Origin of the sequence: Paraburkholderia sp. 40 (assembly GCF_050434105.1) — a bacterium.
Lineage (GTDB): Bacteria > Pseudomonadota > Gammaproteobacteria > Burkholderiales > Burkholderiaceae > Paraburkholderia > Paraburkholderia tuberum.
In genome coordinates, this window is sequence record NZ_JBNPVY010000002.1 from 2,554,150 (window position 1) to 2,578,921 (window position 24,772).

Genomic DNA, 24,772 nt, shown 5'->3' on the forward strand with positions numbered 1-24,772 from the left:
ATGCCGCCCAAGGAACAACAGCTCGAACTACAGTCGCCGCACCGCGGCTGGTTGGCATCCATTGCGCAAATCCCTCGAGGTGGCATCGCGATGGCACTGCTGTTGCGTGTGGTGCTTTTCAGCTCCGTGGTCACGTTGATCCTGACTGTCCTGCAGTTGACCTTGAGCTACCGCAGCGAGCGGGCGAGTCTCGAGAGCCGATTCGGCGAGATCGATCAAGCCACGTCGCGCAGCTTGGGTGAGAGCTTATGGGCGATGGACTCGAAGCAACTCGAGGAGCAGCTCGATGGCATATTGCGTCTGCCGTCCATACGCGCGGTGGAGGTGCGAGAGACGCCTTCGCCTAGCCCTGCCTTCGCGATCTTTCGCGGCGAGCGACAAACCAGCGCCGCCGTGGTGAAGGAATTCCCGTTGTTTTGCTGCGGTACACATCCGCAGCACATCGGCGTGCTCCGCATCAAGGCGACCCTCGCGGACATCTATCGCGACCTGGCCGCGCAGGCCATCGTCATCCTCCTGAGCAACGCCGCCAAGACATTCCTGGTCGCGTTCTTCATCCTGTTCATCGTGGACCACCTGGCGACTCGACACCTGCTGGACATCGCCGCATCGGCGGCCAGCGTCACGCCGGGCGCCGAACTGCCGCCGTTGCGCTTGCGGCGTTTGCGGGTCGAAGGCGATGAGCTCGATCTGCTGGTGGATGCCCTCAACGCAATGCGCGAGAGGCTGCGGCAGCACGCGATCGAGCTGGGAAACGCGAATGCACGCATGGCGGCAATCCTGGATAACATACCGGACCTTGCGTGGGTTAAGGACGCAAATGGCCGTTTCATCGCAGTCAATCGCGCCGTTGCCGCCGCGAATGGGTTTGCGGAGCCTCACGACATGATAGGCAAGACCGATTTCGATGTTCATCCGCCAGAACTCGCCCGGACTTATCTTCGTGACGACGTCGAAGTGATGGAATCGCACGGGCGCAAGCGGATCGAGGAGCCTCATGTCGATGCGGATGGCAGCATGAGGTGGATCGAGACGATAAAGACAGCGTTGCATGACGGGCAAGGGCACGTGGCCGGTACTGTCGGGATTGCGCGCGATGTCACCGAACGCAGGCGTGCCGCGGAAACCTTGCGTGAGACGCAGATGGAATTGGCACACGCAAACCGCGTTGCGACAATGGGACAACTCGCGGCCTCGATCGCCCATGAGGTCAACCAGCCGATCGCCGCGACGGTCACTCACGCCCAGGCTGGGCTTCGGTGGTTGAGCGCCCAGCCGCCTGAAATGGAGAAGGTTGCACAGGGGCTGCGCCGGATCGTCAAGGACGGCAATCGGGCGGCGGACGTGATCGGCCGGATCCGGGAACTACTCAGGAAGACGACGCCACGTAACGAAACGTTGGACATTAACGAGGCAATCCGCGAGGTGATCGAGATCACCCGAGGGGAAGCAATGAAGCGGGGTGCTCTGGTAAAGACACAACTGGCCGACGGCTTGCCCTTCATCGAGGGAAACCGTATCGAATTGCAACAGGTCCTCCTTAACCTGGTCATCAACGCGATCGAGGCCATCAGCGGCGCTAGCGACGGCGCGCGGGAAGTGCTGGTCAGCACGGGGAAGGCCGACGCTGGCTGCGTGCTTGTGGCAGTGTGCGATTCGGGGCCAGGCTTTTCCCCGGAAAGCGCCGAGCGCCTTTTCGCCCCCTTCTACACGACGAAGTCCACCGGCTTGGGGATGGGGCTGTCGATCTCCCGTTCGATCATCGAAGCACATGGCGGACGATTGTGGGCAAGCGCGAACCCGCCCCGCGGAGCCGTGTTCTACTTCACGGTGCCCGTACATCCGGATTTTTCATCGTGATTGCGACGCAAGCGCGACGACCGCCCCTGTGGTTTTGGTACGCGCGGCCGCCTACCCTGACGGTGCCGTGCTCCGGTTCCTCGCCAGGAAGCCGGATCAGGACACCGCCTACGGCAAGAAGTAGTCACTGTTGCGCTGTGCTCCGACATCGTTGGGACCCGCCGTGCGTTTCACCGCACGCACGGCGGTCTGCATCATGTACTGCGTGATGTCCGCGCGAGTAGTTGTGTATGGGATACGCGATCATGAACCCGTGTGAAGCGCTCGCGCTGCACCGCGACGGAGTGCCGCGCAACCGCGAAATCGCGTTGACGGTGCTGCGCGGCGCCGGCATCGTCGTCAGGGTCGCCTGCGACGGCCAGGAGGCCTTCGACTGCTGGGTCAGCAGCGCTTCGACGGCGTCTTGAGGGCTGCCAGAGCCAGATGCCCGTCATGGATGGCTGCGCGGCGACCCCGCCGCTGCGCCAGCAGCCGCAGCGGCGTGGCCCTGCCGGTGATCGCGATGACCGCCCACACGATGGTCGGCGATCGCGACAAGGTGCTCGCCGCCGCGATGAACGGCCACGTCGCCAAGCGGATCAGCTGAAGAAGCTGTTCGCCACGCTCGCCCACTGGATCCGCCCGGCGATTGTCAGACTTGAGGAACTGCCTAGGTCCGCAGGCGACGGAACGCGCACGCATCCCGCGAACGGGCTCACCGGCATTGCGGCAAGGGACCGTTATCGGCGGTCGTGATACGGCCCGGGTTCACTTCGGATTCGTGGGTTTCCGCCTGAAGTCGTACCAGAGTTCCGGTCGATCGGAAGGCGTGCCGGGCGTCAGCAACGGGTTTTTCAGCTCGATCACCGTACGCGTTTCCAGGTGCGCCTTGCGTAGCCGATCGCCATTGTATTGCTGGAAGAGCTTGTCCAACGAGCCGTCGGCAATGGCCTTTTCGAGCCCCTCGCGGATATCCTGCGCGAGCCGGGTGTTCTTGCGGTTCACCATGAAGTAGGCGTCGTAGAAGTAGTGCAGGGCGAGGTGGGGCTCTACCTCCAGGGTATCCGCGTTGTTCGCTTGCTCGTCCCAGATTTCCATGACGCTTCTCGGAAAGTAGTCGAAGCGCCTGACTATGAGCATTTTGAAGAGGCCTTCGTAGTTTAAAGCGGTGATCACATTGAGGCCGTTAGCCCGCAGGATCTGTGTATCCGGCCAGTCCCCCCCCTGCGCGAGCCGCACACGTTTCAGGTCCTCCAATGTGTTGACGCCCGCGAACAAGCCCTGGTCACCTTTGCGGATCAGCCCCAGGCGCCATCCCAGCATGCCTTTGTTGATGGGGATCCGAATCGGTAGCAATCTCGCCTCGCGTTCGATGGAGCTGGGAATCGGGGCGACATCGATCGTTCGACCGGCCTCGAGCTCCCGCACCTCGCGCTCCTGGGTCATGGGAAACGCGGCGGCCTGGATCCGATATGCGGAGCTGGTTTTTGAAAGCGCGAGCTGCAGCAATTGCAGCGCGTAGTCAGAGCGGTGATCGCCTTCGAACTCGGGCTGCGGAAAGCGAACGACTTCGTTACCGGTGGCCACCCCATGCCACGCAAGCAGTAGACAAACCAGCAGACGAGGAATGATGGACATGATCCGCTCCTGTTGCGCGGAGGAAACCGGTCGACTAAATGGCCTTTTGCAGGCAGCCGCCTGCACTTGCCGGTCATGATACGCCCCGATCGTGGTGGCTCGCGGCGCGAGATACGCTTCTGTCGCGCTAAGGCAATGCGGACGATAGCGATACGATAAGGATCGCCTACGTCGCCAGCGTGTAGAAATTGCTGGACACCTGATGGCTTGGTTTGCCTGCGTCTTTCATCTGCCCCTTGGCGATGCTGTGTCGCAATAAGGCGCTCCGGTAAATTCTGCGGCCCGGCGTCGCCACCTGAACAGCAGATTTGTGCTGTTAGGGCGGGCAATCAGCGATACCGAAGCTCCCCGTTAGAAGGTCTGCTCGACCAAGTGCCGCGTCGTTTCGACAGGAAAGTTCGGTTGTTTGCTCTTCGGGCTACGACTCAATATCTCGTCCACTTTAGTTCCCACCAAGTCGTTTATCGGGAACTAAACACTCCTGCGCAAACTGAACAAGACGAGCACTCGGACCTCAGAAAGGCCGACTTGACGTCGAGTGCTACCGGTGAAATGAGGGAAGTCGGATAGAAATGTATGGACTACTATTGGATGCAAATTTTGCAAAGGTCGACGGTTCTCCGGTAGACGCTCCGATTAAGCCATGGGACAAAGGTGTATTCGTCGTAAGCGTTCGCGCCGACGTAGATCCAGTTATGCAAACAGTTGGACATGAAAGTCACCTCAAAATGAAGGTTGGGGAAAAAGCGTTGTCGGCGCGTCAGTCGCGTGGCGGCAGTACGGCTACTTCAAAAACGTGACTGTGGTTGCGCTTGTCACGACCATTCCTGCTGGACGAGGAGAACGCGCAAGCGAGAAACAATGTTTTCGTTACGCAGTCGATGAACGAGACGGCTGGTACCAGGAGCGAGTCTGTGAGCTCAAGCGGGATGGCCGGACCGACTGCAAGCACGCTCATCGCGCACAGAAAACAGAAAACGGGCCGTGCGAAGGGGGCGTCGCCTACGACCGCGAGTCCAGACGCCACCACGATCAGTCTTGTGCCTACTGTCGCGCCGAGTGCCGCGTCGCTGTCGGTCAATGCGAAGTCCAAAGATATCTTGATCAATTCCCACCAGCAGACAGCAAGCGCCGAAATGGTGACTGCGAGGCCGGCCGGTCGGCCGATGCTGTTGCCGTTGGACGCCTTTGTTTCCGCCCGCGGAAAACAGCGATGACCTGTGCGTTTGCTGAACATGGTTAACCTTTGACGGGCATGCCGAGACGAAAACGTGTGTCTCCAACACGTAACGCATCTGAGCCTGTCGACGCACAGAACGACTTGCAGGTCAACGCTCACCGATAGGCGGGGGCGGGACCTGTTGTGCCTTTAAAGGGAGTCGACTTGTAAGCAGCACCGCCTATGATTGCCAAGATAGACGGCCGGGTGGTATCGAATCCATTCTGCGAGCGTTTGGACTTTCGCCCACCGTTGTTTGTCGAACTCATACGTCGGTATGGCTCGACTTACCGTCGGTCTGAAAGATCCGAAGCGTAGGTTTTTTCGTTTGAAGACAACGTCGACGCGGGCCGCCGTGGAGCAGTTCAGTCGCGATAATCGGTAAGGGAACTTGCCGGACTGCGCGTCTCGCTCTGCAGAAGACTCCAGGCAACCGTAAGGAAAGGATATGGGGACAGTCAGAAGAGGTTCGGGGCAACATTCCGAGGCAGCACCGCGGCGGTAAGATTAGCCACGAGAGGTGTACTCAAGGTTCCTTGGACGGTGTTCGTACGATGAAACCTTGAGCGAGGGCGCGCCCGGCAAGTCTCGATGCGGGGCCGACGCACTGCGTCTCATCATTCCGGAAGGGATAGTCAGACATACGTCGGTATGATGGACAAGTCGACGCTCCAGGGGCTAGATTGAATAAGCAATCATTGGCAAGCGACCTTATGTCCTCCCGAAGCCCCTCGCAACGACAGGCGCGGGCTTCCGTTTCCGGGATCGTCTGGATTGTCGACGACGACGAATCATCCCGCCTGGCGCTCGAAAGCCTGGTGCAATCGCTCGGCTATTCGACCGAAACTTACTCGCTGCCTTCGGACTATCTGGCGGCGCGGGCGTCGCACCTTCGCACCGAAAACGGAGTCCTGCTTTCCGACGTCCGCATGCCCGGCATGTCAGGACTGGAGTTGCTTGACCGTCTTGTCGCACTGGGCGCCGCGCCGCCGACGATCTTCGTGAGCGCGTTTCCCAGCGACGCGCTGCGAGTGCAGGTGCAGTCCAGCACAGCCATCACGCTGCTCGACAAGCCCGTGGATGCGGCGCTCCTGAAGCGAGCACTCGGCAACGTCGGGATTTAGGCAGGGGCGCTCAAAACACCGTTTTCGGACCTCTTTCCGTCAATGGCGGCTGGCGCGAGCCTAAGGGCGCGGCTTTGTTTGTTGCCGCCCAATTTCGAGTGCGGCGGCCTTGAAGACGAGATCCGGGAGTGAGCGCGCGTCCATTTTTTTCATCAACTGGCCGCGATGGATTTTCACCGTGATTTCGCTCAGGTTGAGTTGGGCGGCGATCTGCTTGTTGAGCATTCCGCTGACCACCAGCGCCAGGATCTCGCGTTCGCGCGGCGTCAGCGAGGCGTACGCGGCGCGTACAGCCGCGAGGCTGTGTTCCTTTTCGAGGCGTTGCGAGTCTTTCGAAATTGCCTCGGAAATCGCGTCGAGCATATCCTGGTCACGAAACGGCTTCGGGAAAAAATGGAATGCACCAGCTCTCATTGCTCGCACCGACATTTCCATGTCGCCATGCCCCGTCATGAAGAGAACCGGCATTTGCAGTCCCTCGCGTGCCATCGCCTGCTGGAACGCCAGACCGCTTTCGCCTTTGAGCCTGACATCGAGGATGAGACAGCTCGGGCCGGCGGGTTTGCGAAACGTCACGAATTCCTGCACGGAACAGAACGTCTTGACGGAATACCCGACGGACTCCAGTAGATCGCACAGCGCGAGGCGGATGGACTCTTCGTCGTCGACGACGAAGACTGTCGAGCCGCGGATTCCACCCGTGGACGACGGTATATGCCTATCGGTAGCCATAAACGAGTCCTCAACACGCCAACAATGCGGCGGACTGATGAGACATTTTCGCCCGCTTGACAGAGACGCATCCGCGCCGTTTTGCGCCCGTAAGACGCGTTTCAAGTATGACACGGTAAAACGAGAGTAGGGTAAATGTCCGAATGGAGGTTTGCCGCCGCCCAAGCGGCCCGCTACCCTTGCATCTACGTCTGCAATGCATCGCACGAAGCGGCTAGAACATGAACCGCGGCATGGAGCGAGGGATACACCCTCTGTTCGGAGCTTACTATGTCGTCGATGCCAGAGGCGTGGTGCAGATTTACCTCTGCGCGCCTTGGCAAGCGCAGCCACCCGGCCCCGCTTGACGCGCGGGCAGCACAAAAGCAGGAGATACCGGAAAACAGCTGCTGTTGGCCGCTGCATGCCCCGGCAGCACAAACGCAGCCGCAAACCGCCCCTGCCGCCGCGGGCTTTAACGCGGACAATCGTGCCGTTCGACAGGGATGGCGAAGCGAAACACCGCACTGCCAGGCTTGTTCGGCGCCTGCGCCGATACGCTCGCCATGAGTCTCGGCAATGGACCTGCAAATGGCAAGGTCCATGCCCTTGCCTCCCGCTTTCGTCGTATAAAACGATTCAAAAAGGTGTTCCAGCTCTCTGTTGCGCAGCCCCACGCCGGTGTCTCGAGCCTCTATGATGGCGTGCCCTTGGCCGTCGACGCCCATCGCAATCTCGGACAGGTGATCAAAGGGCTTCCGGAACGCGACGAACGGCGGTGTGCCGACGCGCTGATCGATACGCTGCATCGGGCCAAATGGCACCTGTGGCACGGCTGTTCCTAGCCGGCACTGCGGCGGCTTGAAAGCCTGGGTTGGGCGCTCGACGCGGCGTGCAGTCCCGTCCCGAGGAGGCCAGGCTGCTCGCCAGACTGGAGGAGTTCATCGGCCACCTCGAGAACAACCAGAACTTTATCGTGAACTATGGGGACCGGTACCGCCACGGCGAGCCGATCACCTCAAGCTTTATTGAACAAGTGGTCAGCAAGCGTTTTGTGAAGCGGCAGCAAATGGCGTGGCGGCCGGCTCACGCGCATGGCCTTCTGCAGGTGAGGACGGCCGTCCTGAATGCGCAACTGCGATCATGCTTCGAGCGATGGTATCCGGCGCTCGCGGGCAACAATCACGCTCACCATATCGCGGCGTAGAGCCCCCGCTTTGGCGCGGTCTCCCTTCAGCGCGTCACGCTCTTTCGCGATCTGCACACGCAGCGCGGCCTCTGCCTCAAGGCGCGCAACCCGTGTCGCGGACAGCTGCTCGCGGCGCTGCTCGCGGCGCTGCGCGCCTGACAGGTCCATGCGGTCGACAAGCGCGCTGCGAGCACGGTAGAGCGCCGATTTGAGCGCCTTTCGCCGCCCGCTCTCATGATCGGCCTGTGCATCCCGCGCGCGACGTAGCATGCGGCTACGGCCCCACAGTCGCCCACTCGCATCGCGTACTCAATCGTTATCGAAATCTCGGAGGCAGAGCCTATACGCCCGTATATTCACGCAACACTGAACACTGTGCCGGTGCATCCCAACGTAGAGGCGTTCCTTCCTTCCGTGTGATAGCCCAATTTCGGTCGCGGCTGTACCGTAAGCCCATGCCCGATGCAGCCGCGCTTTGCGCCTGCAACGGCCTCCGGTCTGACTAGCGCAGGCGGCTTCGAGCCAAATCGAGATTCCGTCAAAACTTCGCGTCGCTTGTATTCGCAGCAGCCCCTTTGGCCCGGCGGCGACGTTTGATACTTTGAGCGCAGGCTGCCCGTTGTCAACGACTGGCCGATGCGAAAGACGCAAAGAGGTGGACATGAAAAGCCGGAGCTTCCTGACACATCAGGAGATTTTCAACCACGCTGTAGAGCATTTATTCGGCCAGGCGCGAGCCTCCCTGCTGCCTCGCGGCGGCGGCGCCTATCGAGGCTACTGCGGCAGCTGTCCGGTCGGCAGCTTCATTAAGCCGCGCGACTATATGACGGCAATGGAAGGCGTGCCCATCCGCTACGTCGCAAAACCGCCAAAGGACGTGCCGGCTTACATGGATATCGGTGTCGCGGCGCTCAAGCGCGCGCTACTTCGCTCGCGCATCGATGTGTCCGATCCGGTGACTGTCGAATTGCTTAGTTGTCTGCAGAACGTCCACGATGTATTTGGCACATGGGAATGGAGTGAGCGGCTGGCATCAATTGCTCGACAATTTGCCCTGTCGGCCACGTTTCTGAAAGCCGCTGCTTGAGGGTCGCAGGTGTCGTGATGCAGTGCGCAAGAAAGATATACGAGCGCGTCAGCGCTCATCTGCTTAACCAAGGGGCCGTCTCGGAGGACGAGAACGGCTCATGCCGGCTGCGCGGCGACAACGACCGCGAGTGCGCAGTCGGATCGCTCGTTAGCGACGAGTTCTATCACCCGGACATCGAAGGGATCGGCATTTCGTACTATCGGCACGCCCGGGACGGCAAGCTACTGCAGGCGCTGTATGCATCCAACGTCAATGCCTACGATCCGGGCATTGTCGATCTGCTGTGCGAACTTGAGGAGATTCACGATGGCGCCAGCGTCGATCAGTGGCCAGATCTTCTCGCCGCTCTCGGTAAGCGGTACGGGTTCGTCTGACACGCAAAACGAATAATTGATCGCGCATTGGCGATGCGAGGGTCCGCGAGTCGTAGCGGCCGGTAGCATGCTGATTGATCAGCCACAGGATAGTGAAGCGTGCGCCGCGACCAGATTCCGTCGTTTGCGAGGAAAACCGACGTCCGACCGTCTCCGATGGCCCGACGACGACCGGCCGTAGTCAGCCGCCTTCTGACGGATTCATTTGATCTGTTGCAGAACGACTCAATAATGCAGTTTCTCGACTGCACTACGTTGCCGACCGCTGGTCGACTGGAAAGCGTAACCGTGATGGCGGTGCCATTGCCACGCAAACTGTCGACAGCAATTTCGCCGCGACCGTCGTCGCGCACTTCCAGGAGGCAGTCGCGGCCGCTTCGCTCCAGTGTATTGGTCACGGTATATGTTGATACCTCGACGGACGCGCCAAACGTTTGGCTCGTCGCCGATATCTCGGTAAAACGATAGCTGCTGCGGTGCAGGCGCGAGCGAATGAGATGGCGAAAAAAACGAATCGCTTTATCGCGGCCACCGGAACAACACGCATGGGTACACGCCGGCTTTCCGCACGCTGCTGAACGAGGTTATCGGACCCCACACCTGAGCGGATTGGTCTTATCCCTGTCGCCGCGTGCGCTATACCGCCGTATAGGCTTTGGACGGGCAGGTAGACGCGCGATAACCGACGGTACGATATCTTCCTGGGTCGCTGGCGTCTATCGTAGGAAATGTGGACAGCGCCTTTGCATGGGGCGATCGACGGAGTCTGATTCATCCGGCGGCGTCCGAAACGTGATCGTCCAGTGGCATTCGCGCGGCTCGGATGCACGGTAGCGTGCGAGCCAGACCTCGATACGCATACTGATAATGAAGATCCCGTCACACCCTCCTGGAGAAGTAATCGATGTTTGACGAACGAGCACGAGTGAAGGCATTGCAGTTTGCGCAAGCACATCCTTGGCGTCGGGACGTCAAACGGCGAAATACCGGATTCGCTGTCACCGCTGCGACGCATGTCGTCTCCTGGCGAATGCTCATCCAGACAGTATCTGACTTCCTGTTGAACATCGGTGACGCTGCGTTCACCTCGGCGGTGTCGACGAGACCTGTGTTGTTGGCCCAGGCATTGCCGCGCTATTCGGCGCTCGCCATGCCGCTAAAGTTTTCTCTTTCCTGTGCGCGATGAGTCTTTTTTGCGTTGCCCCATCGACCCCAATGGCGTTTTAGCGTCCGCGCGCCTTGGCTTCGCGGTAGTCATCGACTGCGAAACCGGGGTATTTCCTCGGCCCGTTTCTGCGCCGGGTCGGTGCACTCCGATTAGCCGTCAGAAGTTACCCGCAATGGGCGCCGGAAATCAACATGCGGCTATACACCCGCTTCACGAGATCGTGGTCTCACCAACGGCTGCTAAGGAAGTGACATGTCAAACATTTTGCGCAACTGGCTCTATGTAGGCACCAATGCCTACCGCGAATATAGCTTCTCGCCTCGTTCGACCGGAATGCATACCGACGAACCCTGTCCGAACCAGCTCTGCCTTTGATAAGCAGAGCGACCGCTATTGGCTATTGCGTGTGTTATGCAAGCACTCATCCTTGGCAGGAGTGAATATGGAGATCGGCAGACCAGGCTTCCGGGTCGAATACGATTCGCCGGGCAAGCGGGAAACACCCGAGGAAGCGCGATATGGCATTCACACGCCTGGCGCCGTCGAGAACTGTCCCATATCGGGGACCCCGGTAGGCGCATACCCAGACCGGCTGAATGCGCTGGCGGCAGTCAAGCAGGCTGTCGCAGAAGTGCATGCCGAGTTGCATCTACTTGAACCCCCACTTGGTGACGCAATCGTCGCCTCTTGCGTGGAGGCGCAGAAAGGACGCTTGTGTGACCAGTGCTTCGTCGACGTGACTCAGGGCCGCGCTGACACTGAGACCGACATGAACGCCAACGAGGTGATATGCAACCGCGCTCTTGAACTTCTGGGTCGTCCGCACGGCGACTATGTTCATCTGGATCCAGGTGCGTGCATGTGTCCCGGAGGCGGCAATGTCTATTCGACCGCACTTAGGATCTCGATCTGCGATGCGATTGAACACCTATGTGACGGGTGCGATGCGTTGCGGTCCGCCTTCGTCAGAAAGGCGGAGGAATTCCGCGATTTGCTGCAATTCGACCGAACCACCCAGTTATACGATGCAGTTCACACCACGCTGGCTTTCAAGTTTTTGACGCATGCGCTTTTGCTAGACGAACAGATGGCCAGGTTGCGAGAGACATCCGCGCAGCTTCGTGAAATCTATCTTCGCGCGACGATTGACGCGGGCGCTACCGCCCATTCCGGATATGAACTCGAAGCGGTTGAAGTCGAAGCTGTTGATGCAGTAAACGCAATGACCGCGCTCGGGTTGCCTATGGCGTCAACTCCGATTGAAAGAACCCAGGAATGTGCCGCGTATTTGCGGATTTCCGGCATTTTGACCGACCTTGCCGTCGAGCTTTCGAACGCGTGCGGTGACCTCCATCTGATATCCATCCGGGCACTATTCGACGTGCCCGAAATCGATCTCGCATGGATGCGGACCGACTCCTTTGTCACGCCTGGCAGACCGAATGCGGTGATTTCCGATGTCGTCCGTCAGATGGCACTCCGGATTTTGGCGAGCGACGTCGCGGTCACGTTCGCGGCTGAATCGGTTCAGGTGCATCCATGCAAGACGCTGGCCGAGCATTGCATCAGGGGGATCGCGGCCAATTCTGAACAGATTCGGGAGATGCCCGAGTGTAGTCGCGCGATGGCGACTGCGGCAAATCCCTATATTGGCGGCAAGAGTGCTCACATACCCGGCGCGCATTCCAGATACAGCATGCTAAGAGAGGCGGTGCTGCACCGGCAACTGATAGCCGAGGAGGAACTCGACCGGGCCCTGCGCGCTGGCGCAGGCGATTTATCGGTAGTTTTGTCGATGCCGGGGTAGAGAGCAAAAGACCCGCGAGGCAAGTGTGCATGTAGGCGCGCGAGTCAGACGCTGAGTGCGCGCGTCCCATCGGGAGGACACATGTTGCCGGCATGCCATGTAAATACGTAGGAGTCCAGTGTATTGATAGAGATTGTTTGCGCACCCATGCTGACGGCGAACCGTGCTTCGTTGCATCGCGGGTCTACAGCATCGGGAAATTTTTTACCTGGATCAATCCTCTGCCTTGTGAACATCGTGAAACATTCCGTTCCTGTCGCGCCTAAAATTGCACGTATCTTCTTAGCTTCGTTCATACGATCGCCCAAGCGGACGCACGTGATGGTCGCGGCTTGCAGCGCAATCCTGCTGTCGGCATGCCAGTCGCGCGAAGCCGCCGCTCCTGAGCCGAAGCCCGTGGTCGCCCTGGCCGTTCACGCTGACGGGCGCGCGGTAGGTGCGTCGCTGCCGGCTCAGGTGCAGGCGCGCTACTCGACGGCGCTTTCGTTCCGGGTGGGCGGCAAAATCATCGAACGGCGGGTTCATCTCGGCGATGCCGTCAAGGCGGGACAGGTTGTTGCACTGCTCGACCCGACCGACCTGCGCAATAACCTGGCCAACGCACGAGCCCAGCTCGATGCCGCCGAGCATCGACTTGTCTACGCGAAGCAGCAGCTCGACCGCGATCAGGCGCAGGCGCAGGCGAACCTGATCGCACCGGCGCAACTTGAACAGACGCAGGACGCCTACGCCTCCGCGCTCGCCCAGCGTGATTCGGCGCTCGCCCAGATGGCGCTCGCCTCGGACAATCTGCGCTATGCGACGCTGACAGCGGACCACGACGGCGTGATTGCCTCGGAGGACGCCGACACGGGCCAGAACGTCCAGGGAACCCAATCGGTCTATCACCTCGACTGGACGGGCGACGTGGATATCGTCTGCGACGCGCCCGAGCGGACGCTGAACTCGCTGACAGTTGGCAGCAAGGCGCGCGTAACGCTGCCGGCGCTACCCGGCAAGACCTTCGAGGCGCGCGTGCGCGAGGTATCGGCTGCTGCCGATCGAGAAAGCCGCACCTGGCGCGTCAAGCTGACGCTGGCCGCCCCGAGCCGCGACGTGCGCCTCGGCATGACGGCGAATGTGGGGTTCGATGTCGTCGGCGACGCGCCCGTGGGGCAGATTTTTGCGCTGCCGGTGACGGCGCTCTTTCACCAGGGTGAGCACCCCGCTGTCTGGGTGGTGCGCGCCGGCACCGACACACTCGAACTGCGCCCAGTCACTATCCAGCGATATGACGAGCGCACCGTCTCGATCGGATCGGGCCTCCGCGACGGAGACCGAGTCATGCTCCAAGGCGCACACGCCGTGAGCGCAGGCCAGCATGTGCAGGTGGTGCCCCCGCTGCATCCCGAGGACTTCCCGTCATGAGGGCCCGCGACAGTGAATCCGCAGGCAACAGCGCGCCCGTCCCGTCTTCCGGGGCAGACAAATCTGGCGAAGGTGGCTTCAATCTTTCCTCCTGGGCGCTGCGTCATCAGCAGCTCGTGATCTTTCTGATCGGGCTCGTCACGCTTTTCGGCGTGATCGGCTATACGCAACTCGCGCAGTCGGAAGATCCGCCGTTCACCTTCCGCACGATGGTGATCAAGACCTACTGGCCTGGTGCGACTGCGCGCGAGGTGCAGGAACAGATCACGGACCGGATCGGCCGCCAGCTGCAAGCGGCGCCGTATATCGACTACATCAAGAGCTACTCGCGCCCCGGCGAGTCGATGATCTTCTTCGCCATGAAGGACTCCGCGCCCGTCAAGGAAGTGCCGGAAACCTGGTATCAGGTGCGCAAGAAAGTCGGCGACATTGCCGCGACGCTGCCGAAGGGCACCGTCGGTCCGTTCTTCAATGACGAATTCGGTGACGTCTACACCAACATCTATGCGCTCGAAGGCGACGGCTTTTCGCCGGCGCAACTGCACGACTACGCTGACAGGCTGCGCACAGTCCTGCTGCGCATACCCGGTGTGGCCAAGGTCGACTATTTTGGCGACCCCGATCAGCACATCTTCGTCGAGATATCGAATGCGCAGCTCACGCGGCTCGCAATCACGCCGCAGCAACTCGCTCAGGCCATCGACGCGCAGAACACCGTGGCGCCCGTCGGCACCATCACGACCGCGGACGACCGCGTGTTCGTGCGGCCGAGCGGCGCGTTCAAGGACGTGCAGGCGCTCTCCGACATGCTGATCACCATCAACAAGCGCACCTTCCGGCTGGGCGACATCGCGAAGATCACACGCGGTTATGACGATCCACCGGTGACCCAGACGCGCGTCGGCGGCCAGGCGGTGCTCGGCATCGGCGTGACGATGCAAAAGGGCGGCGACGTGATCGACCTCGGCAAGGCGCTCGACGCAAAAGCCGCCGAACTGCAGGCCACGCTGCCGGCGGGTCTGAAACTCGCGCCGGTGTCGAGCATGCCGCACGCGGTGAAGCACTCGGTGGATGAGTTCGTGAAATCGGTTGGCGAAGCGGTGGCGATCGTGCTGGTCGTGAGCCTCGTCTCGCTCGGTCTGCGCACCGGCATGGTCGTCGTGATCACGATTCCGATCGTGCTGGCGGTAACCGCGCTGTGCATGCACATCTTCAATATCGGCCTGGACAAGGTCTCGCTCGGCACACTCGTGCTCGCGCTGGGTCTGCTCGTCGACGACGCGATCATTGCCGTGGAAATGATGGCGGTGAAGCTGGAGCAAGGCTGGAGCCGGGCGCGCTCGGCAGCGTTCGCGTATACCAGCACGGCATTCCCGATGCTCACAGGCACGCTCGTCACCGTATGCGGCTTCCTGCCGATTGCGCTCGCCAAATCGAGCACGGGCGAATACACGCGTTCGATCTTCGAAGTGTCGGCCATCGCGCTGATCGTTTCGTGGTTCGCGGCCGTCGTGCTGGTGCCGTTGCTGGGTTATCACCTGCTGCCGGAACGCAAGCCTGAACCCGGCGGTGCGCACCATGATCCGCATGAAATCGGCAACACCGGCTTCTACCGGCACCTGTCGGGATGGGTTGCGTGGTGCGTCGAGCGTCGATGGGTCGTGCTCGGCGTCACCGTCGTGCTTTTCGCGATCTCCATGCTGGCCTTCACGCGCGTGCCGCAGCAGTTCTTCCCGAACTCGGAACGGCCGGAACTGCTGGTCGATCTGCGGTTGCCGGAAGGCGCCTCGTTCGAAGCGACGCTGCGTGAAGCGAAGCGCCTGGAAAAGGTGCTCGACGGCAAAGCCGGGATCGACCACTTCGTCGACTTCGTCGGCACCGGCGCGCCGCGTTTTTACCTGACGCTCGACCAGCAGCTTCAACAGCCGAATTTCGCGCAGTTCGTGATTACCGCAAAAAGCGTGGAAAACCGCGAGGAACTGATGCGTTGGCTCGACGGCATGCTCGAGAAGGACTTCTCCGGCATGCGCACGCGCGTCTCCCGGCTCGAGAATGGTCCGCCGGTCGGCTTCCCGATCAAGTTCCGCGTGAGCGGCGACGATATCGCGACCGTGCGATCGATTGCGCAGACGGTGGCGGACAAGGTCCGCGCCGATCCCCGCACGCGCAACGTCCAGTTCGACTGGGACGAGCCGGCGGAGCGCTCGATCTCGTTCGAGATCGATCAGAACCGCGCGCGCCAGCTTGGCGTCACGTCGGAAGACGTGTCGAACTTCCTCGCGATGACGCTATCGGGCTACACGGTGACGCAGTACCGCGAGCGCGACAAGCTGATCAACGTCGATCTGCGTGCGCCAAAGAGCGAACGTGTCAATCCGGCGCAGCTTATGAGCCTCGCGATTCCGACGCCCCACGGCCCGGTGCCGCTCGGTTCGCTCGGACACGTGCGCGATACGCAAGAGTACGGCGTCATCTGGCAACGCGACCGTCAGCCGACCATCACGGTGCAGGCGGACGTGCGCGGCGACGCGCAGGGCATCGACGTGACCCACGACATCGAACGTGCGCTCGCGGCGGAAACCGCCAGGCTACCGGTCGGCTATCGCATTCAGGTGGGCGGCGCGGTCGAAGAAAGCGTGAAGGGCCAGACGTCGATCAATGCCGAAATGCCGTTGATGATCATCGCCGTGCTGCTGTTGCTGATGATCCAGCTCAAGAACTTCGCGCGGACCTTCATTGTCGTGCTGACGGCACCGCTCGGTCTGATTGGCGTCGTGGCCGCGCTGCTGCTGTTCGGCAAGCCCTTCGGCTTCGTCGCGTTGCTGGGCGTGATAGCCATGTTCGGCATCATCATGCGCAACTCCGTGATTCTGGTCGATCAGATCGATCAGGACATCGCGGCAGGGCATGGACGCTTCGACGCGATCATCGGTGCGACGGTGAGGCGTTTCAGGCCGATCATGCTGACGGCCGCTGCCGCCGTCCTCGCGCTGATTCCGCTGCTGCGCTCGGGTTTCTTCGGCCCGATGGCGACCGCGCTGATGGGCGGCATCACAATCGCCACGGTACTGACCGTCTTCTTCCTGCCCGCGCTGTACGCGGCGTGCTTCAGGGTCCGGCACGACGAGCGCGGAATGCAACCGGTCGTCGACGAGCATACGGAGGTTTGATGATGAGCTTCGACTACAAGACATCCATGATGGCCGTGGCTGTGGCCATCGCACTGACGGCCTGCACGTTCGGCCCGAACGGCGCACCCCCGGCGATGCCTTCGCCTGCGCACTACGGTGCCGGGGCACAGCCGGCCAGGACCGTCGCAGCGGGCGGCGTGGCGCAGCAGTTCGATATCGGCGCAGTGGGCGTTCCGCAATGGTGGCGGCTTTACCGGTCGGACGCGCTGAGTGCACTGGTCGAGGAAGGCTTGCGCAACAGCCCCACGCTCGGGGCTGCGCAGCGGACCCTCGCAGCCGCGCAGCAGGAGTTGCGCGCCCAGGTCGGCGCATCGACGCTGCCTTCAATCGATGCCGCCGCACAGGTCGATCGCGGGCGTTCACCGCTTGTGCCCGGCATTGGCCCCAGCGAGGTTCGCTATAACTTTTTTGCCGGACAGGTTCTCGCGTCCTACACCTTTGACCTGTTCGGTGCGACGCGTTCGGCGAATGCGGCCAGCGCCGCTCGCGTAGACGTGCAGGCGTATCAACTGGAGGCGGCGCGGCGCGCGCTCGCGGCAAACATCGTCGGTACGACGATCAGCGTGGCGGCACTCGATCGCCAGATCGCGCTCACCGAACGGCTCGTCGCCGTGGCCAGGACGGTCGCGAACGAGGACCAGCAGCGGTACGCACTCGGGTCAGTTTCCCGTGCGCAGGCGCTCGCATCGACGCAGGATGCGGCTACGGCTGCGGCGAGTCTTCCTGCATTACGCCAGCAGCGCGCCACAGCCATCCATGCGCTCGCGGTGCTGATGGGCCGCACGCCGGACAACGCCCCGGCCGTTCCCGACCTCGACAGCCTGACGTTGCCCGAACACGTGCCTGTCGAGGTGCCGTCGGTCCTGCTGCGTTCGCGCCCCGACGTTCAGGCAGCCGACGCCGCCCTGAAGGCCGCTGCCGCGGATGTCGGCGCTGCGACCGCGCAGCTCTTTCCGAGCCTGTCACTGACGGGCTCGATGGGCCGCGGCGGCTTTAGCTGGCCGGCGGTGCTCTCAGGCGCGGGCGGACTCTGGGCCATTGGTGCGAGCCTGACGCAACCGATTTTCCATGGCGGCGCGCTGTTCGCGCACCGCAAGGCGTCGATCGATGCTTACGATGCGGCGGTGCTGAACTACAAGTCCACCGTTCTGTCGGCGTTCCAGAATGTCGCGGATTCGCTTGCCGCGCTGGATAACGACGCACAGACACTCGCGTCGACGGAAGCAGCGGCACAGGCAGCGCAGGCGGGATTCGACGATACCGCGTCGCGCTGCCGCATGGGTTCGCTGCCGTCAACGGCGGAGCATGCCAGCGAGCAGCGGTTTCTAAGCGCACAGCTCAACTCGATTCGCGCAGCAAGCCAGCGTATGAGCGATACTGCGGCGCTGTTCCAGTCGATGGGCGAACTGCCGGCCGGGCAGCCGGTAGCTGCGTCAAGAGAATGATCGTCCCTCGATGAGTTCGGGATGAGCGGCCCTTGACCGGGTCGCCATCCATCGAGAGTAGCTGTGGTGCCAGGCGCTAGTTAGGCACCCAAAACATAAATGAGCCGGCATTTCAACCGCGTCGAATGACACCAGAAAATTCATCCTGGTCGGTCCGTATGGAGCATCAGAAACTGATTGCCTGCCACGAATGCAATCTGCTATTTCGCAAACCTACGGGAGGGCCTATCTTCTGGGCGAAACCGACGGCGTTCCCAAGACGCCCGAGTGGCAGGAGGGCGAAACCGGCGTGCCCGCCAAGGACGTCCGTGTGCGCGCCGATGGGGGAACAGGAAGGTCCATCTCGCGGTCGGGATGACCGGCGCGGCATTCGGCGGCGCGGGCCGCGGCGCGACCGGAGCGCAATGGGCGCGCTGCTGTCAGGGATGGCACATAACCTCAGACGCTCGTGCGAGGCCAATCACGGCGGCGTACGCATGCGAACACCGGCCATTCGTCAGACATGGTCGGAGCCGAGCCGCTGCAGCCGACTCCTACCCCAACTGCATCGTTCGCTCATAACACGCATACGCGGACGGCGAAAATCTGCGAGACTACAGGCTGGCTCGTGTTTTGCATGTCGACCCCCGCGGTTCGGGCACGTTCACCATGGCAATCCGTTTTCTAAAAGTACTCGTCATACTGCTGGTGTCAGGCGCAGGCTTCTGCCCAGTCGCGGCGCACGCGTACGCGCTTGATGGGCAATTCGACTGCAGGGCGAGTCCACACGCGTTTATCGGGCAGCTCATCAACAACCAGTACATCAACCCGAATCCGATGCACGTTGAGGCGAATTCGGTCAACGCGTTTCGGCCAGCACAAGGCAGCGACATAACGGCCTTCGGCTTTCGTGTCTACGCCGTGCTTGGGTACGAGCAGGACGACGGGACGTTCAAGAAGGGCCGCGGCAATGCGCTCGCGGGCCCGCTGTACGGCGCTGTGCTGTCCGCTCCCAGCGACGCGGTCGAATCGCGCGTGCGCGATGCTGGCAGCAACGCTACCGTGCGCATGGTGATTCCGTTGTTGCTGACCGCGGTGGTCTGCAGCCCGTCTTGACGCGCGGCGTCCGTACCCTCACGGTGCAAGGCTTCCTGCCTGCCACGCCTCTTCGGCGCCGAAGTCAGGCTGGGAGCCTGCCAATGACCGCCTCTCAAGAGAGCCGAATGGGTACTTCCGACCCATTGAACCCGGCACCCCATCTGCGGCAGCTATTGAACCCCTGAACTGCCGTTCGCTGAATTGCTTATCCGTGTTTGTCAAGCGGTGTTGATCGGTTCAACGGAGACTTCTGGCGGTCTATTTGGCAGACGAATCGTTGGTGAACCACACCCGCACCACCGCAATGATCGAGGCGGACAACGGGCACAAGCATGAGCCGGCTCGCCAACGCATCCGCGTTGGGGCGTCCCCGCCTGCTCAACGATCGGAACTGGGACGACTATAATTTTTAGTTCAGGGGATCCGCACCTTTGGCAATGAGGCGAAGCTTGGCGCACTTGCACCTGGACTTGCAAAGTCGCTCACCGATTCTGCGCTACGGCTTATCCGTCGTCTGCGTTGGGGCTGCACTTGGGCTGGCGCTCGTGTTCCGGTTTTTCGGAGTCCACGACGTCTACGGGTCCCCTTTTAACTTCGCCATCGGCGTTGTTTGCTGGTACGCAGGGGTAGGACCTTCCGTGCTGGCAGTCGTGCTATCGGTGGCATCCTACGATTATTTTCTTTCTGAGCCGCTGTACACCATCGGTCTCCCAAGCAAAGATTTTCCGCGTTTTTTAGTTTTCACGGCATGGGCCTTGGTCTTTGCCGGTTTCGTCGCCGCTCGACGGCGAATCGAAACTGAGCTTCGTCACACCAGCGATCGCCTTCAGGCCGAATTGCAACAGAGTCAGCATAAAGAAAGCGAGATTCACAGGCTCAATCAGGAAGTGACCGCGCGGGCTGAGCAGCTTGAAACGAGTAACAAGGAACTGCAATCCTTCGCCTATTCCGTCTCGCACGATCTACGCGCGCCACTTCGCCATGTGATCGGATACTCCGAGCTACTACAAAAACAGGCGGCTTCTTCGCTCGATGATAAAAGTCGTCGCTACATACAAACGATTGTCGAGGCGGCAAAAAGAATGAATAACCTGATCGACGATTTGCTGGCCTTTTCCAGGGTCGGACAGGTGGAGACCACAAAGACGCCGGTGAGCCTCGATCAGCTCGTCAAGGAGGTCGTTGCGGAGATCGGGCAAGAAACGAGCGGGCGAGACATTGTATGGACAATCAACGCTCTTCCGGTCTGCTACGGGGATCGTCCCATGCTCCGACTGGTTATCGCCAATCTCGTCGCCAATGCGGTCAAATTCACACGCATGCGAACGCGGGCCGAAATCGAGATTGGTTGCGTGGACCCGAATAAAGACGTGGTGGAGGTGTTTGTGAAAGATAATGGTGCAGGCTTTGACATGCGGTATGCGCATAAACTGTTCGGTGTTTTTCAACGTCTGCATCTCCCGGAGCAGTTTGAAGGTACTGGCATCGGACTAGCTATCGTTCAACGCATCATCGTCCGCCACGGAGGCAAGGTCCGTGCAGAGGGGGGGGTGGATCAGGGCGCTACTTTCTATTTCTCAGTGCCTAAGGCACACGGTGCAACGGCAAAGACTGCGAGGACACCATGGACCAACTAGGACGCATTCTGCTCGTCGAGGATGACCCGAGAGACGTCGAACTCACTCTGGCCGCGCTGTCAGACTGTAACTTGGCAAACGAGGTAGTGGTTGCCAGAGACGGACAGCAAGCCTTGGATTACCTCTATTGCAGGGAGGAATTTGTCGATCGCTACGACGAGAACCCTTCAGTTATGTTACTGGATCTGAAACTCCCCAAGGTCGATGGCCTGGAAGTCCTGGACACAGTGAAGTCGGACGAACGTTTGAAGCTCATTCCCGTGGTGGTGCTCACATCGTCGCACGAAGAGAAAGACATGATGCGAAGCTATAAACTCGGGGTAAACGCGTACGTAGTAAAGCCGGTCGACTTTCATGAATTTATAAATGCCATCAAGGAGCTAGGCGTATTCTGGGCACTGATCAATGAGCCACCGCCGGGCAGCATGCGGAAGGGGCAATAATGTCGGGGCTTCGCATTGTGTTGCTGGAAGATAACGCGAATGACGCCGAACTCATTCAAGAGCTCCTTCAAGCCGATCATCTCTGCTGCGAAATCGTTCGCGTGCAATCGCGTGCGGACTTCGAGGCTGCGTTGAAAACCGTTGGAATCGACCTGATTCTCGCGGATTACCAACTTCCGGCGTTCGACGGTCTCTCGGCATTGGAGATCGCTCAAAGCGAACGTCCCGAGGTGCCCTTCATCCTGGTTTCCGGCACGCTTGGCGAAGAACTGGCGGTAGAGGCGCTAAAGAGTGGCGCTACCGATTTTGTTCTGAAGACGCGGTTGTCGAGGCTCGAGCCCGCAGTGCGGCGCGCGCTGCGCGAAGCAAGTGAGCGAGCCGAGCGCAAAAGTGTCGAGCAGGCGCTACGCCGGAGCGAGATGTATCTGGCGGAAGCCCAACGACTGAGCCACACAGGGAGTTTTGGCTGGAACCTGTCGAGCGGCGAGATCTATTGGTCAGATGAGACTTATCGAATATTCGAGCTCGACGCCGCGATCAAGCCCACCGTGCAGACCGTCATCGACCGGACGCATCCGGACGATCGTATCCGTCTGCAGCAAATCATTGACCGCGCCGCAAACGAAAGGATTGCATTTACGGCCGAGCATCGTCTGCTGATGGCTGATGGTTCTATCAAGTATGTTCGAGCTGTGGCGCATGGCGTGAGCGGCTCTGATCCGGATCGCTTCCGTTTCGTGGGCGCGGTCATGGATATCACCGAGCGCAAACGCACCGAACAAACACTGCTCGAACGCGAGTCGAAGATCCGGCGCCTCGTGGATGCCAACATCATCGGGATCATCGTCTGGAATTTCGATGGTGAGATTCTCGAGGCCAATGACGCATTTCTGCGCATCGTGGGATACGAGCGTGAAGATATAGGCCCCGGTCGCGTAGGCTGGAGGGATCTGACGCCGCAGGAATGGCTCCCGGGCAGCGAACGGGCCCTGGTGGAGGCCGGGCAGACGGGGCGCGCCCAGCCTTACGAGAAGGAGTACATCAGGAGGGACGGTAGCCGTGTGCCCGTTATGGTCGGTTTGGCCACGTTTGACGCAAGCGGGACGGAAGGTGTTGCATTCGTGCTTGATCTGACCGAGCGCAAGCGCGCCGAAACCGAAGCCCGCGAGAGCGAGCGGCGTTACCGGGAGGTGCAAAGGGAGCTGGCGCACGCGAACCGTGTCGCAACCATGGGCCAACTCACGGCCTCGATCGCTCATGAAGTCAACCAGCCGATCGCCGCGACGGTCACCAACGCCCAGGCGGCGCTGCGATGGCTCGCCGGCCAGCCTCCTGAAGTCGAGAAGGCCCGGCAGGCGCTCGGCCGTATCGTCAACGACGCCAATCGGGCGGAAGCCGTAATCGGCCGCATCCATGAACTGATCAGGAAGACGCCGCCACGGAAGGAACCGGTGGACATCAACACGGCAATCCGCGAGGTGATTGAGCTCACCCGTGGCGAAGCGTGGAAGCACGGCGCCTCGGTGCAGACGCATCTCGCGGACCGATTACCGCTAATTGAAGGAGATCGGGTCCAGTTGCAACAAGTGCTCCTTAACTTGCTCATCAACGCGATGGAGGTTATGAGCGGTGTCAGCGATGGCGTGCGGGAATTGCTCATCAGCACGGCAAGAGCCGACTCGGGCTGTGTACTCGTGACGGTGCTCGATTCGGGGCCTGGCTTTGCCGCGGACAGTGCCGAGCGCCTTTTCGCTCCTTTCTACACCACGAAGCCGACCGGTTTGGGGATGGGGCTGCCGATCTGCCGTTCGATCGTCGAGGCACACGGCGGCCGATTGTGGGCAAGCGCGAACGTGCCGCGCGGCGCGATCTTTCAATTCACGGTGCCCGCCCATCCAGACGCTTCATCGTAACTGCGAGCAGCACGAGAACTTCCTCGCGCTGCTGTCCGTCCGTTGGCCAAGGCAGAGATGCTATGTGGGACTACCCAAGCCAGACCCCGTGTGGGGCAACGCTAATTAAGTCCACCGAACCGGTACGTCAAGCGTCAGAGATCGGATCGAACGAGGAAGGCGAAACAGGATGAAGCAGCAGATGCTGGCGATGGCAGCTGATCAAGGAGCGGGTTTCGAGACGCACCGAAAACGCACGCGGCGCGACGAGTTTCTCGACACGATGAACGCGATCGTGCCATGGGCGCAACTGTGCGCGGTGATCGAGCCGCATTATCCGAAGCGCGGCAATGGCCGCCCGCCGATCGGTCTGGAGCGCATGCTGCGGATCCACAGCTTCTCGTAAATTCTAGAGCGCAGCTTTTCGCCCTTTTGGAGAGGGCATCGCGCGATGCCGGTGCGCTTGACGTGACTCCACACTTGCGCATCTGGATTGCTGTTCGTACGTCAACTCTTCCGTCGACTCTGCGTCCGGAACTCAGTAGGCGACATCGAGAGCTCTTTACGGAAAAGCTTCGACAGTCTCTCTCCGTTGCTAAGACCGGTTCTACGAGCGATCTTGTCCACCGGAAGATCGCTGTTGGCGAGCAGCTTGCACGTAAGATCGAGCCGCGCACCAAGAAGGTACTTTGAAGGCGTAACACCGAGTTCCCGTTTGAACAGACGCAGGAAATTGCGCTCACTCATCGAAGACGTGCGCGCCGCATCGCCCACCGATATGGACTTCGCGCAGTTCTGGACGATCCAACGCGCCGACGCACGTGCTTTGTCGGCGAGCGTCCCTGCATCCATCTCTTCGAACGCGGGGGCCAATGTACGCCCGCCATCCGAGCCGAGACGGTCCGCCACGCGCGCGGCCAACTCCGCTCCCAGATCCATCTTGAGCAGTGCGAGCGAGGTCACCAAAGCCTGATCGCGATCATGCTCCGCAGCGCTCGCGGATAACGATCGAAGACTGATATCATGCTTCACCGAAGGCCAATCGCACCGCGCCACGCCGGCAGCCGACAAAACCATGTGCCCATTCCCGATCGCGGTGACACTGACCCCTCTTGCACAAACCAGTCGCAACAGATCAATGAGGTTGTCGTCGACGGAGGCGTGCGCGACACCACTTCCGCTGGGAATGAAGAGGTTGTCGAGACGATCGAAATCGCGCGTGGAAAAATGCTCTGTCCAAACCATCATCGATGACGAGCACGCAACCCCTCCACCGCCAGCCGAGATGAGGTTCACGCGATATGTCACGGAATGATTCGAACCTTGAGATTGTAATTCATTAGCGACATGCAGAGCTTCGGCGAGCGTACCGGCGTCCAGCAACGAAAATCCGTCATACAAAATAATCGCCACGTGCTTCACGATTGTCGAACACTGAACAGACCGAATGTCCTGTCTCGGACAATCAAGCGGTGCTAGCGCGTCAGATAAGATTGGCGTCATGCGGCCTCCGATTCGGCA

At 60.7% G+C, this 24,772-nt stretch carries 19 protein-coding genes and 3 pseudogenes; 17 read left to right on the forward strand and 5 right to left on the reverse strand.

Annotated features, from left to right (window positions below; all coding sequences use genetic code 11):
• Both OKW28_RS13120 and OKW28_RS13125 read left to right on the forward strand, forming a co-directional pair.
• Positions 1–1,860 carry an ATP-binding protein gene (locus tag OKW28_RS13120; protein WP_429446088.1) on the forward strand — a complete coding sequence of 620 codons (1,860 nt, stop codon included), beginning with the start codon at positions 1–3 and terminating at the stop codon, positions 1,858–1,860.
• Between the two features lie 245 nt (positions 1,861–2,105).
• Positions 2,106–2,267 (forward strand): hypothetical protein, encoded by a 162-nt coding sequence (locus tag OKW28_RS13125; protein ID WP_429446091.1) that lies wholly within the window; start codon positions 2,106–2,108, stop codon positions 2,265–2,267.
• 340 nt (positions 2,268–2,607) lie between these two features.
• Here the strand turns inward: OKW28_RS13125 and OKW28_RS13130 are convergent, their stop codons facing one another.
• Together OKW28_RS13130 and OKW28_RS13135 are read right to left on the reverse strand one after the other, a co-directional pair.
• A complete protein-coding gene (locus OKW28_RS13130) occupies positions 2,608–3,477 on the reverse strand; it encodes a substrate-binding periplasmic protein (RefSeq protein ID WP_429446094.1) in 870 nt (289 codons plus the stop codon).
• Between the two features lie 760 nt (positions 3,478–4,237).
• Complete coding sequence (locus OKW28_RS13135; protein ID WP_429446097.1) at positions 4,238–4,714, reverse strand: hypothetical protein; 477 nt, start codon at positions 4,712–4,714, stop codon at positions 4,238–4,240.
• Positions 4,715–5,379: 665 nt separating this feature from the next.
• On the opposite strand from OKW28_RS13135, the gene OKW28_RS13140 reads away from it, so the two are divergent.
• Entirely contained in the window at positions 5,380–5,820 is a 441-nt protein-coding gene (locus tag OKW28_RS13140) for a response regulator transcription factor (protein WP_429446100.1), read from the forward strand.
• Between the two features lie 60 nt (positions 5,821–5,880).
• Here OKW28_RS13140 and OKW28_RS13145 read toward each other — a convergent pair whose 3' ends face one another.
• Positions 5,881–6,552: a response regulator transcription factor gene (locus OKW28_RS13145; RefSeq protein ID WP_429446949.1), complete on the reverse strand. Its 672-nt coding sequence runs from the start codon at positions 6,550–6,552 to the stop codon at positions 5,881–5,883.
• A 185-nt stretch (positions 6,553–6,737) separates the two neighbouring features.
• The gene (locus OKW28_RS13150; protein ID WP_429446102.1) at positions 6,738–7,340 is read right to left on the reverse strand and encodes an ATP-binding protein; all 603 of its coding nucleotides are present in this window, start codon (positions 7,338–7,340) and stop codon (positions 6,738–6,740) included.
• Here OKW28_RS13150 and OKW28_RS13155 point away from each other — a divergent pair.
• The 14 genes and pseudogenes from OKW28_RS13155 to OKW28_RS13220 all read left to right on the forward strand — a co-directional run.
• Positions 7,260–7,738 (forward strand): annotated as a pseudogene (locus OKW28_RS13155) (ISKra4-like element ISBte1 family transposase); the annotation flags it as partial. The gene OKW28_RS13150 and the pseudogene OKW28_RS13155 sit on opposite strands and share 81 nt — an antisense overlap.
• A gap of 643 nt (positions 7,739–8,381) precedes the next feature.
• Entirely contained in the window at positions 8,382–8,807 is a 426-nt protein-coding gene (locus OKW28_RS13160; RefSeq protein WP_184072442.1) for a hypothetical protein, read from the forward strand.
• 17 nt (positions 8,808–8,824) lie between these two features.
• Complete coding sequence (locus OKW28_RS13165) at positions 8,825–9,184, forward strand: hypothetical protein (protein ID WP_429446951.1); 360 nt, start codon at positions 8,825–8,827, stop codon at positions 9,182–9,184.
• 904 nt (positions 9,185–10,088) lie between these two features.
• The gene (locus OKW28_RS13170) at positions 10,089–10,370 is read left to right on the forward strand and encodes a hypothetical protein (protein WP_429446105.1); all 282 of its coding nucleotides are present in this window, start codon (positions 10,089–10,091) and stop codon (positions 10,368–10,370) included.
• A 424-nt stretch (positions 10,371–10,794) separates the two neighbouring features.
• Positions 10,795–12,159, forward strand: a complete 1,365-nt coding sequence (locus tag OKW28_RS13175) for a lyase family protein (RefSeq protein ID WP_429446108.1) — start codon at positions 10,795–10,797, stop codon at positions 12,157–12,159.
• A 321-nt stretch (positions 12,160–12,480) separates the two neighbouring features.
• Positions 12,481–13,566 (forward strand): efflux RND transporter periplasmic adaptor subunit, encoded by a 1,086-nt coding sequence (locus OKW28_RS13180; protein WP_429446953.1) that lies wholly within the window; start codon positions 12,481–12,483, stop codon positions 13,564–13,566.
• Complete coding sequence (locus OKW28_RS13185; protein WP_429446111.1) at positions 13,563–16,736, forward strand: efflux RND transporter permease subunit; 3,174 nt, start codon at positions 13,563–13,565, stop codon at positions 16,734–16,736. The genes OKW28_RS13180 and OKW28_RS13185 overlap by 4 nt, the downstream gene beginning before the upstream one ends.
• A 2-nt stretch (positions 16,737–16,738) precedes the next feature.
• Positions 16,739–18,202, forward strand: a complete 1,464-nt coding sequence (locus tag OKW28_RS13190) for an efflux transporter outer membrane subunit (RefSeq protein ID WP_429446955.1) — start codon at positions 16,739–16,741, stop codon at positions 18,200–18,202.
• A gap of 220 nt (positions 18,203–18,422) precedes the next feature.
• Positions 18,423–18,631: pseudogene (locus OKW28_RS13195) on the forward strand (hypothetical protein); the annotation flags it as partial.
• A 219-nt stretch (positions 18,632–18,850) separates the two neighbouring features.
• Positions 18,851–19,297 (forward strand): hypothetical protein, encoded by a 447-nt coding sequence (locus OKW28_RS13200; protein WP_429446114.1) that lies wholly within the window; start codon positions 18,851–18,853, stop codon positions 19,295–19,297.
• Positions 19,298–19,728: 431 nt separating this feature from the next.
• Positions 19,729–20,916 (forward strand): ATP-binding protein, encoded by a 1,188-nt coding sequence (locus OKW28_RS13205; protein ID WP_429446117.1) that lies wholly within the window; start codon positions 19,729–19,731, stop codon positions 20,914–20,916.
• Positions 20,904–21,359, forward strand: coding sequence for a response regulator (locus OKW28_RS13210; RefSeq protein ID WP_429446120.1), 456 nt, complete (start codon positions 20,904–20,906; stop codon positions 21,357–21,359). The genes OKW28_RS13205 and OKW28_RS13210 overlap by 13 nt, the downstream gene beginning before the upstream one ends.
• On the forward strand, positions 21,359–23,272 hold the full coding sequence (locus tag OKW28_RS13215; protein ID WP_429446121.1) for a PAS domain S-box protein: 1,914 nt from the start codon (positions 21,359–21,361) through the stop codon (positions 23,270–23,272). The genes OKW28_RS13210 and OKW28_RS13215 overlap by 1 nt, the downstream gene beginning before the upstream one ends.
• 169 nt (positions 23,273–23,441) lie before the next feature.
• Positions 23,442–23,645, forward strand: a pseudogene (locus OKW28_RS13220) (IS5/IS1182 family transposase); the annotation flags it as partial.
• Between the two features lie 113 nt (positions 23,646–23,758).
• On the opposite strand, the gene OKW28_RS13225 reads toward OKW28_RS13220, so the two are convergent.
• A complete protein-coding gene (locus OKW28_RS13225) occupies positions 23,759–24,664 on the reverse strand; it encodes a GlxA family transcriptional regulator (RefSeq protein ID WP_429446124.1) in 906 nt (301 codons plus the stop codon).
• Positions 24,665–24,772: the final 108 nt, after the last annotated feature.